This is a genomic window from Rhizobium binae (assembly GCF_017357225.1).
Lineage (GTDB): Bacteria > Pseudomonadota > Alphaproteobacteria > Rhizobiales > Rhizobiaceae > Rhizobium > Rhizobium binae.
This window is the reverse complement of sequence record NZ_CP071606.1, coordinates 171,903-184,737: the sequence shown is the minus strand read 5'-3', so window position 1 is coordinate 184,737 and position 12,835 is coordinate 171,903. Positions and strand designations below refer to the sequence as shown.

Here is a 12,835-nt window from a genome sequence, read left to right as displayed (position 1 = left end):
AGCCCTGCCTATAATGGATGCGGGAGGACGTGCATGTGTTGAATGAGAAGATCAGCATTCTGATCGTCGAGGACGATCCGGACATGGCGGAGCTTATCTCCGACCTCGTGGAGGCGGAGGGGTGGACGCCGCTCACCGCGCCGTCGGCGGAGGAAGCGGCGATCGTGCTTTCGCGCGAAACAGTGCATCTCGTGCTCGTTGATCATAACCTACCCGGTACCTCCGGCCGTACCTTCGCGCAGCGCCTGCGGGCCCAGACCAATATCGGCATCGTCATGGTGACGGCTGCCGGCAGCGCCGCAGACCGGGTGCTCGGCCTCGAAACGGCGGCCGACGACTATGTCGTGAAACCCTTCGAGCCGATCGAATTGACGGCGCGTATCAAGGCCGTGCTGCGCCGGACCATCCCCTCGCTGAAGCCGGAGCGGGAAAGCGAACGGGAGCACGAGCCCGCATCCCTGAAACTCGGCGACTGGTCGGTGGATCTCAAGAGCCGCCGCGCCATCTGCCGCACAGATCCTGCCAGGTCGCTGACGAGCGCCGAATTCGCGCTGCTCGAAATCCTCGCAGAAACGCCGAACGCACCCGTCAGCCGCGCACAGATCCTCGACCGGCTGGGCGCCGAAAGCGAGCGCTACATCGACCGCAATGTCGACGTGCTCGTGCTGCGTCTGCGTCGCAAGATCGAGCGCAATCCGGACTTGCCGCGCCATATCAAGACGCGCCGCGGCAAGGGCTATGTTCTCGACACCGACGATGGCGAGATCGTATCGTGATCAGCCGTCCCTTCCTCTCCTCCATCGCCTTTCGCCTGCCCTTTGCCATCGCCTTCATCTGCGTGCTCGTCTTCAGCCTGGCGACCATCGCTGTCTATGGACTGCAGCGGGCTCGCCAGGAGATGGCCGCTTATGGCCTGCAGGCGTTTTCGAGTCTTGCCAAGGCTTCGCTGGTCTCGCGGCAGGTTTCCGATCTCGTCTCCAGCGCACCCTTCCTGATGAATGCGACCTCACCCTACCGGGTTTCCAGCGAAAGCCGCTCCGTGGTCGTGCAGGTCGATACGTTGCTGCGCGCCATGCAACCTGAAAACGACGGGGCTGCCGTGAAGGGTTTTGCGAGCAGCCGTATCGTCGAGCTGCTGGAAACGATCCGCACGCAGACGACGGCGCTTGCAGGCGACGCGGAATCCGCCCAGCAGCATAAGGCGGAGGCTGCGGCAGCGCTCGGCGAGATCGCAACCGGCAGCGGCATTCCGGATGCCGACTTCCGCGGCCGGCTGAACGCCGTCGTGCAATCCGCCTCCAATTCGGACAGCCTTTTTCAGCTCGGTGAATTGCGCCGGCGCTACGTCTCCGAAACCGCCCCGCGCCTCGAACCCGCCGCGCCGGACATCCGGATAGCCGCCGCCGAGCTTGCGCCCTACGAACGGGTGTTCGAGGCACAGACGCGCTATCTCCTCGAAATGTTCGCCATCCGCGCCGCCGTCTCGCGCCTGCATACGGTCTCGCGCGATCTGTCGCATGCAACGGAAACACAAAGTGAGGCCGTTGCCCGCGGCCTCAGCGACGACCTCGTCTCGACCTCCGACGCCTTGAGCCGCATTCTCGTCATCGTCGCCGTCGCCTCGCTGCTGGTGCTGGCGATGGCCGTGGTCTCGATCCGATCGGTCATGCGTGTCTCACGCGGCATTGTCGCGCTTTCGAACGGCATGAATGCACTGGCAGAAGGGCGCAAGGACGTTGACGCGCCGCGCTATGACGGCACGGAAACCGAGCTGGTGCGCCTGCTCGAGGCGTTCCGTGCATTCCGGGAAAGCGTTGAACGCGTCACGCGGCTGCGGCGCACTGCGGAGGCCGCTGCCCGCACCATCCGCTCCACCTTCCGCAGCATGAACGAGGGCATCGCGCTGTTCGATGCGCGCGGCCGGCCGATCACCATGAACCGCCGCGTCATCGAGCTGGTCGGCTGGTCTGGTTCGGCCAGGAAATTGCCACTCCGCAGTTTCGTGACGCCGCTGCCGGAGATCGATCCGGCACTCCTGCCGGCCGAGAACGACGCCGGTCTGCTCTCCGACCGGTCCGTCCTGCGCCACCGCTCTGACGCTGGGCGGGTGACGGAAGTGTCGATATCGCGCCAACCGGATGGCGGCGTCGTGCTGCTGGCGCGCGATATCACTGACATGGACCGGCAGGAGGCAGAGGCAGCGAAGATCCAACGGCTTGACGGTATCATGCGCATGACCCACCAGGTGAGTCACGAAGTCGGCAACATGATCGGTATCATCACCGGCAGCCTTGGGCTGCTGGAGCGCGAAACCGGCTTCAATGACCGGCAAAAGCGACACCTCGCCCGCATTCGCAAGGCTGCCGACCGGGGCAGGTCGCTGGCCGGCAGCATGCTGTCCATCGGCAGCCAGCAGCCGATCCATCCGGGTCCGGTGGAGATCGGCGTCGTGCTGCGCGGCATGGCCGACGTGCTTGAAATCGCCATCGGCGAAAAATGCCGGCTTGCCTTCGACATAGCCGACGACCTGCCCACCGTCCTCATCGATACAGCGCTCTTCGAGCAATCGGTCCTCAACCTCTGCCTCAACGCCGCCGCGGCCATGCCAGCGGGCGGAACGATCCTCATCCGTTGCGCCCGCAACGAGGCCGGGGTGACCGTCAGCGTGATCGACGACGGTATCGGCATGTCGGCCGAGGCAATCGATAAGGCGTTCGAGCCCTATTTCACCACCCGCGATGCCGAAGGCGGCGCAGGTCTCGGCCTGGCTGTGGTATATGGCTTCGTCCGCCAGAGCGGCGGCGACGCGCGCATTGCCTCGGCGCCGGGTAAGGGAACGATCGTGGAACTGCTGTTTCCGGCGTGAATTGCGTTCTACGCCAGCTTGTCAGGAATCGAATTACGCCCCAACTTCTGAAAATGAAAAAGGTCAGATCTCAATTAAACCGGTTGGCTGACCATACAAAGACGATCCTCGAGGGCGGGTCCGCACAGCAGTATGGTGCTCATTGTTTTCGCCCAATCGCGGGCGACGGCGTCGAAGTTCTCCTGATCACAACCCGTGAAACTCGGCGCTGGATTCCCAAAGGATGGCCAACTGAGGGGCTAGCCCCCCAACGAAGTGGCCGAAAGAGAAGCCTGGGAAGAAGCTGGTGTAAAAGGACGGGCAAAGAATCGGATCTTTGGCCACTTTGGCTATATCAAGTCGCTCGCAGATGGACAGCAGGTTCCCGCCTTTGTTGAGGTTCATATGCTTGAAGCGCGCGACACCAAAAAGCGTTTTCCAGAGTGCAAAAATCGGACACTCGCCTAGATGCGACCCGCAGAGGCTGCGTCTCTCGTCAAGGAGCCTGATTTAGAAGGCCTACTGCGTCGCATGGAAAAACAGGCGGTTTGAGATGTCCTGCGTGTCGGATAGGCCGGCGGTGGACAAAAGTCATCATATGGAGAGCCAGCTGTGATCCGAACGAAGATTGACATTCTATGGCTGAGGCAGTGTTGCGCTTTTCACTTACAGTATTTTCCTGACTCCACGCTTCTATCGAAGCTCTGCGACTTGCAGGATCGCATCGAACAAAATAGCGATGCGCCGCTTCTGCGCGTCCCCCTCACAAGCCTGCACATGACGGTCGCCACCTTGATCGACGCGGCGGCCCAATTTGCGGTTCCAAACCATGATATCTGGAAGTCGACAGGAGACCAATGGACGGAAATCGTGAATCAGATTGCTGAGAAGACGCCGCCGATTGATCTAGAATTCAGCGAGGTCGAGACTTCAGCTGCTGCTGTCTTCGAAAAGGCGCAGGAGCCGCCAGAACTGCGCAAACTGCGTTCCGCCATTTCACATGCCCTCTGCTTCGAAGATCGGCGTCCGAGACCCCCCAGATCGCCCACATAACGCTGTTCAGGTTTTCTGCTGCGGAATGGATATCAAAGGTCAACGTGGGTTCCGGTTTTGCGCCGATAAGGGTCACCGTTCGATCTCTTCAATTGTTGGAGGAGCGCGTCTATCCAAGTCTCGAGATCAAAAGGCTGGGTGCGCCGCTGCTACAGGGCGTGGGCGGGTAAAGCTCGCGAGCACGCGGCCATGGCCCCATTGATGGGTGGAACTTTCCATGGTCGAGATAAATCTCTTTGAAGTTGAAAGGATCTGAATCGCTGACGTCGTTGTTCGCCTGTAGCATCACTGAAAATTCCGGCTCTTGATCTTCAGCGTATCGATATGAAGATCCGGCACGAAAATATCCCTCGGGCGAACGCCCGGGACCGACCGCTCGCGCGAATCCGGACTTCCGGGAGAGCCATGGGCGAACTCGTCGCCGCGGCCGGTCTGCAGATGGAATGCACCGTCTCGATGGGCAAGGCTCGACAAGTCGGCCGAAAGATCGAAGAGCTGCTGAGCGACCAGGTGAACAACCTCGCCTTCCCGCTGGATCCTGCCATTGATCGCCATCATGCTGGCGCCGAGCACCACCCGTCGCGATCGCTCGAAGAGTTTTGGCCAGACGACAATGTTGGCAATACCGGTCTCGTCCTCGATGGTGATGAACATCACGCCCTTTGCCGAACCCGGGCGCTGGCGCACCAGCACCAAGCCGGCCGCCATCAGCCATTGCCCGTCACGAGCCGTCATCGTCTCGGCGCACGTGACGATCCGACGTTTGGCGAGATCGGCACGCACGAAACTCAGGGGGTGCTGCCTGAGCGTCAGACCCGTATGGCTGTAGTCTTCGACGACGTTATGGCCTTCGGTCATCTGTCTGAGCTCGACTGCCGGCTCCTACTGCTCGGCAATCGCCCGCGCTTCCCGTTCCGCAGCGGCGGTGAAGAGGGGAAGCGGCTCGTCGCGCAGCGCCTTGATCGCCCAGAGCGCATCGCGTCGCTCGAGACGCAGGGACGGCAGGAAGGCATCGGCTTCGGCAAGCTCGACGAGGGAGGCGACCGGAATGCCTGAACGCCGCCACATGTCGTCGACGGAGGTGAAGGGATCATCGGCGCGAGCGGCGACCTCATCAATCACACCTGTATCGATTATCAGGATCCAACGACCGGGCGCGCCTTTGAATGGGAATTTCGCCGAGAAAGCGAGATCTTTCCGATCCGCCAGTCAGCGCGATTAATGGTCTCGGACGTCGAGACCATGATCGGCGCTTGTTGCGAGGGAGCCGGTATCGCACAGGTCATGGAGCTGGGTTCGCAGCACATCATGGATACCGGAAAGCTCGTCGAGATCTTTTCTGACTGGCCCGACGAGATCTTTCCTCTTTATGCCATCTACCCGTCACGACGCCATCGTGCTGCGAAGGTCCGTGTGTTCACCGATTTTTGTTTAAGGCTACTGGGCCGGGCCGATAGCGGAGCCATTTTGGCATAGATCAGCAAAAGCTAATTAGGCAGTGACGCAGCCCAGCTTCGCTAAGGCGGCGTCCACCCAAGCTCTGTCATTCTTGCCCGCGCGGATTGCTTCCATCTGCTTCGTCTCGGCCTCATGCTTTTTCGTCGCCGCAGCGAAAATGCTTTCAGCATCGTCCATCTGTACGCTGAGGAAACCGTCCGCGTCTCCGCAGACGAGGTCGCCCGGGTTGATCACCATACCGCCGATCGAGATCGGCACGTTCACTTCACCCGGACCGTCCTTGTAAGGACCGCGATGGGTGACACCGAGCGCAAAGACCGGGAAAGAACCAGCAGACAGTTCGGCGCTGTCACGGATTGCGCCGTTGATAACGATACCACCGAGGCCGCGCTGAATGGCGTGCGCCACCATCAGCTCGCCGATGATCGCATTAGTCAAATCGCCGCCAGCATCGACGACGACAATGTCACCCGGCTCCGCGATATCGAGCGCCTTGTGGACCATCAGATTATCGCCCGGGCGGGCTTTCACCGTGATCGCCGGGCCCACCATCATGCCGCCGGTGAAATAGGGCCGAAGTGCTGCGCCGCCTGCGGTCATGCGGCTCATCACGTCGCTGATATTGGCAACCGGCAGGCTGCGAAACGCATCCACCCACTTTGCATCGACCTTGCGGTCGCGCGCGCAGATCCGAAATCCGATCATGTCAATTCTCCTCAGTATGGATAGGTTCGGGCAGCAGAAGCGAGGTTCTTGTTGGCAAGCGCCTGGGCGTCATAGCCCCGGCCCTCCAGGACCCTGATGATATGGGTGGCACTCTGTACCGCCATGTTGCGCAGCGCCGAGCGGCTGGCGCCGCCGACATGCGGCGTGGCGATGAGATTGGAGAGTTGCCAGAGCGGACTGTCGGCCGGCGGCGGTTCCTCCTCAAAACTGTCGAGGGCGGCACCCGCGATCGACTGCGACTGCAACGCCGCGACAAGGGCTGCCTGATCGACGACGGCACCACGGGCGGTGTTGATCAGGAAGGCATCCGGCTTCATCAATGATAGGCGCTCGGCGTTGATGAGATGATAGGTTTGCGGCATCAGCGGGCAGTGCAGGCTGACGACATCCGCGGCTCGCAGGATCTCATTGAGATCGCGGCTGACCGTAACTTCCGGCGTATCCGCGGCGAATGGATCATAAGGGATGACCCTCATGCCAAGACCGCGAGCAAGAGCAGCAGCGCGCTGGCCGATCTCGCCGAAGCCGACGATGCCGAACACCGCACCGGCGAGGTCCCGCCCGACATATTTCGTCTTCGGCCAGCCCCCGGCTTTGACTTGGGCATCGAGCGGCAGAACGTCCTTCATCAGGCTGACCGTCAGGCTGATCGCCAGCTCCGCGACCGACTGAGCATTGGCGGCAAGCGCCCTTAGAACCGGGACACCCACCTCGGTTGCCGCCGCCAGGTCGATATTGTCGACGCCACTGCCGTGCTTTGCGATCACCTTCAGTCTTGGCGATGCCGTAATCACCGATCGATCGATCGATCCCTGCCGCACCAGTATCGCGTCGACCTGATTGTCCCGTGCCATGGCGGCAAGATCGGCCGGCGTCGAATAGGCCGGGGCGAAGATAGGTTCGAGCCGATGATCCGCCAGAAGCTGCATGGCTTCGGAAACCAGCTGGGCTCCCGTGACCATCACACGGCCCTTAATCTGCCCGTCGATCGAATTCGTCGCATTCATATGTGCGCCTCGTCTGTACCAAAGTGCTGGAATATTCGGGAAAGAGCCCCAAGGATTCGAGGCAAGTTTCCCTGTCATTACGGATGTCTGGGCGATCTGGCGAACCGTGCTAAGATGTCTGCGCCGGCTATCCTCATCGATAACTGTCAGACGTTCTGGGTTCCCCATTTCCGAACCGTTAGATGTTCGATCGTCCGAAAGACAAGTCCTTCGACCACGAGACCGATCACGATAACGGTCAGCAGGCCAGCAAACACGCCGGAAGTTTCGAGCGCATTGCGAGCTTCGAAAATGTACCAGCCGAGACCCGCTGCATTTCCCGATACCCCGAAGACCAGTTCGGCGGCGATCAGGGTACGCCAGGCGAAGGCCCAACCAATCTTCAAGCCGGACAGGATCGAGGGGAAGGCTGCGGGAATGAGGATAAAAAACACCATCCGTAAGCCGCCGAGGCCATAGTTCCGGCCGGCCATCTTCTGGGTCTGGCTGACCGAAAGAAACCCCGTGAAGGTGTTAAGCGATACCGCCCAGAGGACGGAGTGGACGATGACGAAGACGATGCTGCTGGTGCCGAGGCCGAACCACAGGAGCGCGAGAGGCAGGACCGCGATGGCCGGCAGGGGATTGAACATGGCCGTCAGTGTCGCGAGCAGGTCCGTGCCGAAGCGCGTCGAGATCGCAAGCGTCGTCATCACCGTGGCAAGCGCGATCGCTGTCGCATAGCCGGTCACGAGAACCTGCAACGAGGTTATTGCCGCCGAAGGCAGTCTCCCGGAGACGATGTCGCCCCAGAGCGTCGTGACAGTGTCGCTGAACGAGGGAAACATCAGCGGGTTGCCCAGATAACGCGCATAGACCTCCCAGATCACACACAGGCCGATCAAGACCAGCGCTCGGCGGAACCCCGTGACATTGAAAAGGCCTTCCAGAAAGCCGATGTCCTGCTTGATGCTGCCGATTTGCGCGATATCGACCGTCTTGTATTCCAGATCGGGTCTGGCCGGCGGGGTCGGCCGTGCTGTGAGGACATCAGTCATAAGCAACCTCCTGATCGCCGAAGAGCATCTGGTTGATCTTTCGATTGAAGGCCATGAAGTCGGCATCGCCCTGGTGCTGATGCCCATAGGCAGTCGCATCAAGTTCCGCGCGGGCCTGGCCAGGATGCGGCGAGAGGACGAGAATTCGGGAACCGACGATGATCGCCTCTTCGATCGAGTGCGTCACGAACAGCAGCGTGAAGCGCACGTCATCCCAGAGTTCCAGAAGCTCTTCCTGCATGCGTCGCCGCGTCAGTGCGTCGAGCGCAGCGAAAGGTTCATCCATCAGGAGCATCTGCGGCTCCATGGCGAGCGCCCGGGCGATCGCCACGCGCTGCTTCATGCCGCCCGAGAGCATGTGAGGATAGGAATTCTCGAACTTCGAGAGCCCCACTTTGGCGATCACGCGCCGTGCACGGTCGCGGATCTCGGATTTCGGGAAGCGACCAGACCGGCGCATCGGAAACATGACATTGTCGATCACCGTCATCCACGGCATGAGCTGGTCGAATTCCTGGAACACCATCATACGATCGGGGCCTGGCCCACGAACCGGATTGCCGCCAAGCTTGATGTCGCCCTCAACTGGCGCCATAAATCCGGCAACACTTTTCAATAGCGTCGATTTCCCGCAGCCCGAAGGGCCCAGTAGAATGAAGCGATCATCCTTCTGGACGTTGAAGCTGACCTTGTAGGTCGCCGTCAGAATGGCGGCTCCTGTCTTGTATTGCAGGGTAACGCCATTCACGGAAAGCAAAGGCGATGATGTGGGCACGCCGTTCGTGCCATGTGCGAATTGCGTGTTCATGTCCATCAGCTACCATTTCCCTTGCTGACGGGCTCAAAGAACATATCGCGCCAGCTGGCAGGGGCCTGCTTGATAGCACCGGTGCTCGCCAGAAAGTCGGCGAAGCTTTGCATTCCGCGCGGCTCAACGGTGAAGACCTGACCTTTGATTGCTTCCTGGACTTCGGCTGCGGGCAAATTCGTTTTTTCCGCAGCCATATAGATCTCGGCGGTTTTGCCCGGATCATTCCGGATCAGATCCATGGCTTCCTTAAGCGCGCCCACAAACGCGGTCACCGCCTTTGGATTGGCGTCAGCAAATATTTGGGTTGCAGCATAAAGCGCACCGGAATAAGGACCTCCCATGACATCCTCACCGTCGAGAACTTTGAAGCATTTTTTTGATGCCTCAAGCGTGCTGATGAAGGGCGGTGCGGCGAAATAGAGGGTAACTCCGGTTCCGGTAATCAATGCAGTCGTTGCGTCGGGATGCGGCAACTGGACCATCTGCTTGTCGAAGCGCCTGGCCTCACCTTTGCCAAACGCCTTTTCGGCCGCCATCTGCAACATGATGGCCTGAGGGGACGTCGTACCGGTCACTGCAATGCGGTCCGTCGGCTTGATATCCTTGATCGACTTGATCGATGGGTCGTTCGTATAAAGCGTCAATACCGCTTCATTGCACGCCACCATCCCTTTGAGGTCGAACGACCCTTTGGTCTTGGCCCAGGCAGCAACCAGAGCTGTGGAACCGTAGGCACCGATATCGAGACTGCCACTGAAAATACCGTCGTTAATGACCGTCGATCCGCTGACACGCTGCACCTGAAATTCCGTTCCGGCGATCCCATTGCTCTCTGCATGCTTCTGGAAGAGCGAAAGCTTTTCCGCGACAGTCGTCGCAAGATGGCTCGTACCGTACTGAGTAGCGACTTTGATGGTCTTCTTGTCTTGCGACCGCGCGATCAAAGGCGCTCCAGAGGCCGCCAGCAGGCCGATCCCCGCAAAAGCCAGAGATTGACGTCTTGTCAGATTGATCATGAACTCCTCCACGAGTTTCGCCATCTGCTAAAGGCTCTCGGAGGGTTCACAACACTCATGAGCGCGTACCCATCCTCCCGATGAGCAGCACTTTGTTAGCATTTCGAAACGGCGTTGCAAATACAAAATGCAACGCCGTTGCAATTTTTAATATTCGCCTCCGAGCGAGTTCGTCAGCCCGTTCGCAAGGCTAAGCAGTTGTTGAGCCACTTGTGCCGACTTTTCGGCGGTCAGCCGCGATGCCGGACCCGTGATCGCGAGCGCTCCCAACAGGCGCTGCCCGGCTCCGAACACCGGGGCCGCCATCGAAGCGACATGCGGATCCGTCACGCCACTAGAATAGATGGGCAAAGTAACGCCTCTGCCGCTCTCAGCCCCTGCTTCGAACGCGCGCAAGACCTGCGCGATCGAAGACGCATCCATGGGTCTGAGGTCTCCGGGCCGCACATGCATGCGCAGCGGCGATGGCGAATCATGGCGGAACAGGCAAAGGCGCTGGTCGCCGCGACGGATATAGAACGAGGCGGTCTCGCCCGATATTGCAACAAGCCGCTCCAGGACCGGTATCACTTCAGACTCAAGGGCGAAGGATTGAAGGTAAACAGATCCCAGCCTGGCGATCTCGGTTCCCAGACGATAACGTCCGTCCCGCATCCGCTCTATGAAACCGAAACTTTGGAGCGAAACACATAAGCGCATGATCGTGCTTTTGACCAGGCCTGTCCGCTCGGCGAGCTCTGTCAGCTCCAGCGCATCGTCGCCCCGTCGGAACGCCGATAGCACGGTAAGAAGCCGATCGGCGGAGGCCACACCTTTGACCCTGGGCAAACCCTGCTCGTACTCGTCGTCCATAATCACCATCTTCCTCATGAGCCTGTCAGTGCATCGTTAGCCTAGCCACCGGCCATGCACAATTCCTCGCCTCGAACCGGTAGCCTTGCCCGCAAGATACTACCTGTCTGAGATTCAGTGAGGTAGATGACGTGACGATCATTCGGATCAAAGGCCATGTTGGTTGTCGAAATCCCAGCGCAGGACTGGATGCGATGCAGCGGCTCTCCTACGCGCGACACATGCCATATCGAGCCGAACCCGGTATGGGCGACGAAAAGTTCCCCATCTTCCGACAGCGCCAGCCCGTCAGGCCCACCCATACCACCATGCAATTGCAGGAAGACCCCGACCTTCGTGGCAACGCCTTCGTGAAGCGGCGCCCGCCAGATCTGCTGAGCACGGGTTACGGCGACGAGCAGATAGCTCATGTCCCTGGCAATCACGATCCCGTTCGGACTGGGGATGCCGGACAGGACACAATCCAGCTTCCCCGCCGCAGACCAGCGGAAAACCCGGCCGGTCGGCGAATGTAGCCCGCTTTGGCCCTGATCGGTGAAATAGAGATCACCATTGGCGGCAAAGACGAGGTCGTTGACGCCTTTGAAGCCCTCCGAAAAATAATCCTCAATAACCGGCGAGACCGCCCCCGTGCAGACATCGAGCTGCAGGATGCCACGTTTGTAGTCGGTGATGTAGATCTTGCTTTCACTGTGAAATTTCATGCCATTCGGCCAGCCGTCATATTCTGCGACCAGCTCCCAATCTCCTGCAGGCGTGATTTTGAAGATCCGACCGAACGGAATGTCGGTGACATAAAGGTTGCCATTGCCGTCGAAGCAGGGGCCTTCGAGGAAGGAATCGCTGGCCATGCCGGAACGGTTCACGTCAGCCCAGCGCGTCTTGCGCGGATGCCGGAAGCGGTCGGGCATCCGTGAGAAGACTTCCATCTGGATCGTCGGAGGGGGTGCGAAGAACATCAGAACTCTCCCTCTGGTTTGATGCCCAGATTGTAGACGCGGGCTGCTGTGGAAAAGAAGAGATCCTGTTTTTCCGAAGCACTGAAACCCTTGGTCAGGCGCTTGAAGGCGTTCCAAAGCGACCGATAGGAAACCATGCCCTTGTCGACCGGGAAATTGCTTTCGAACATGCAGCGCTGTGTCCCGAACCGTTCGATCGCAAAAGAGATATACGGGTCCCAAGCGGCCGCAAGCAGATCGGACGCCGGCGGCCGGTCGGCAAGGTGAAAATCAAACCCGCCTGCCCCCATGGCAAGACCGCCCAGCTTGACGCAGACATTGGGAAGCTCGGCGATCCTCTTCATGGAAGCGCGCCAATCGGCCAGCACCTCCTCGCGCCGCCCTCTATAAGGCCCGGCACCGAGCGGGCCACCAAGGTGGTCAAGGATGATTGTGGTATCCGGGCAGGCGCGTGCCAGGTCCTCGAACTCTTCGAGCTGGGTATGATAGGCCCACACGTCAAGCGTGAGGCCGCGTGCTCCGAGCCGGCGAGCGCCGTCGCGAAATGCCGCTTTCAGCAGCAGGCCCCTCACCGGAGGAACGGGGTTGGTCGCAATTTCCGGATCCTCATGCCAGGCAGTCTGGTTGCGGATGCCACGAAAGCGGCCTCCGCCGACACCCATCATGCGATCAAGAACCGCTTCGATCCGGTCACCGGCCATCAGATCGCAGGACCCTACGATCCCCGCGCAGGCCCTGAAAGATCCGTAGAGACCGGAGGCCGACCGCGCCGCCACGCCGTTTGCGAACTCAACCTCGCCAACAGGTTTGAGCAGATCATCCGCCTGATCGATATTATACATCGACCTGCTTTGCACGAAGACCGTCGCCTGGATGCGATGGCCCTGGCGGGCGTCGGCAAGCAGTTCATCGAACAGGTGCCGATGGCCAGGGCGGTCCCACAGGTGATGATGCGGGTCCACGATCGGCATCCCGGGGAAAAGAGCTTCCTCCTGTTCCAGAGCCAACCAGTCTTCGCGCACGGCAATATGGGGCGAACTTACAGCCATCGATCCTCCTCGAATTTGTTAG

Annotated in this window: 12 protein-coding genes and 1 pseudogene; 4 read left to right on the top strand and 9 right to left on the bottom strand. The window is 60.1% G+C overall.

Going from position 1 to position 12,835, the window contains the following annotated elements:
* Positions 1–35 precede the first annotated feature (35 nt).
* The 3 genes from J2J99_RS25370 to J2J99_RS34620 all read left to right on the top strand — a co-directional run bounded on the left by J2J99_RS25370 (position 36) and on the right by J2J99_RS34620 (position 3,898).
* Entirely contained in the window at positions 36–776 is a 741-nt protein-coding gene (locus tag J2J99_RS25370) for a response regulator (protein ID WP_168301639.1), read from the top strand.
* Positions 773–2,866, top strand: coding sequence for an ATP-binding protein (locus tag J2J99_RS25365; RefSeq protein ID WP_168301638.1), 2,094 nt, complete (start codon positions 773–775; stop codon positions 2,864–2,866). Before J2J99_RS25370 ends, J2J99_RS25365 begins: the two co-directional genes overlap by 4 nt.
* A 690-nt stretch (positions 2,867–3,556) precedes the next feature.
* Complete coding sequence (locus J2J99_RS34620) at positions 3,557–3,898, top strand: 2'-5' RNA ligase family protein (RefSeq protein WP_343229141.1); 342 nt, start codon at positions 3,557–3,559, stop codon at positions 3,896–3,898.
* 285 nt (positions 3,899–4,183) lie between these two features.
* Here the strand turns inward: J2J99_RS34620 and J2J99_RS25355 are convergent.
* Positions 4,184–5,008: pseudogene (locus J2J99_RS25355) on the bottom strand (OB-fold nucleic acid binding domain-containing protein); the annotation flags it as partial.
* Between J2J99_RS25355 and J2J99_RS25350 the strand changes: the two are divergent.
* Complete coding sequence (locus J2J99_RS25350) at positions 4,988–5,374, top strand: LysR substrate-binding domain-containing protein (protein WP_168301652.1); 387 nt, start codon at positions 4,988–4,990, stop codon at positions 5,372–5,374. The pseudogene J2J99_RS25355 and the gene J2J99_RS25350 overlap by 21 nt on opposite strands.
* Before the next feature lie 15 nt (positions 5,375–5,389).
* Here the strand turns inward: J2J99_RS25350 and J2J99_RS25345 are convergent, their stop codons facing one another.
* The 8 genes from J2J99_RS25345 to J2J99_RS25310 form a co-directional block, all read right to left on the bottom strand.
* Positions 5,390–6,061 carry an RraA family protein gene (locus J2J99_RS25345; RefSeq protein WP_168301637.1) on the bottom strand — a complete coding sequence of 224 codons (672 nt, stop codon included), beginning with the start codon at positions 6,059–6,061 and terminating at the stop codon, positions 5,390–5,392.
* A gap of 11 nt (positions 6,062–6,072) precedes the next feature.
* Positions 6,073–7,089 carry a hydroxyacid dehydrogenase gene (locus J2J99_RS25340; RefSeq protein WP_168301636.1) on the bottom strand — a complete coding sequence of 339 codons (1,017 nt, stop codon included), beginning with the start codon at positions 7,087–7,089 and terminating at the stop codon, positions 6,073–6,075.
* A 146-nt stretch (positions 7,090–7,235) separates the two neighbouring features.
* A complete protein-coding gene (locus J2J99_RS25335; RefSeq protein ID WP_168301635.1) occupies positions 7,236–8,126 on the bottom strand; it encodes an ABC transporter permease in 891 nt (296 codons plus the stop codon).
* Positions 8,119–8,940, bottom strand: a complete 822-nt coding sequence (locus J2J99_RS25330) for an ABC transporter ATP-binding protein (protein ID WP_168301634.1) — start codon at positions 8,938–8,940, stop codon at positions 8,119–8,121. Before J2J99_RS25330 ends, J2J99_RS25335 begins: the two co-directional genes overlap by 8 nt.
* Positions 8,940–9,953 carry an ABC transporter substrate-binding protein gene (locus J2J99_RS25325; RefSeq protein ID WP_168301633.1) on the bottom strand — a complete coding sequence of 338 codons (1,014 nt, stop codon included), beginning with the start codon at positions 9,951–9,953 and terminating at the stop codon, positions 8,940–8,942. The genes J2J99_RS25330 and J2J99_RS25325 overlap by 1 nt, the downstream gene beginning before the upstream one ends.
* A 147-nt stretch (positions 9,954–10,100) precedes the next feature.
* Positions 10,101–10,814, bottom strand: a complete 714-nt coding sequence (locus J2J99_RS25320) for an IclR family transcriptional regulator (protein ID WP_425526070.1) — start codon at positions 10,812–10,814, stop codon at positions 10,101–10,103.
* Between the two features lie 32 nt (positions 10,815–10,846).
* Positions 10,847–11,767, bottom strand: a complete 921-nt coding sequence (locus tag J2J99_RS25315) for an SMP-30/gluconolactonase/LRE family protein (protein ID WP_168301650.1) — start codon at positions 11,765–11,767, stop codon at positions 10,847–10,849.
* Positions 11,764–12,813 carry an amidohydrolase family protein gene (locus J2J99_RS25310; protein ID WP_168301632.1) on the bottom strand — a complete coding sequence of 350 codons (1,050 nt, stop codon included), beginning with the start codon at positions 12,811–12,813 and terminating at the stop codon, positions 11,764–11,766. The genes J2J99_RS25315 and J2J99_RS25310 overlap by 4 nt, the downstream gene beginning before the upstream one ends.
* Positions 12,814–12,835 lie beyond the last annotated feature (22 nt).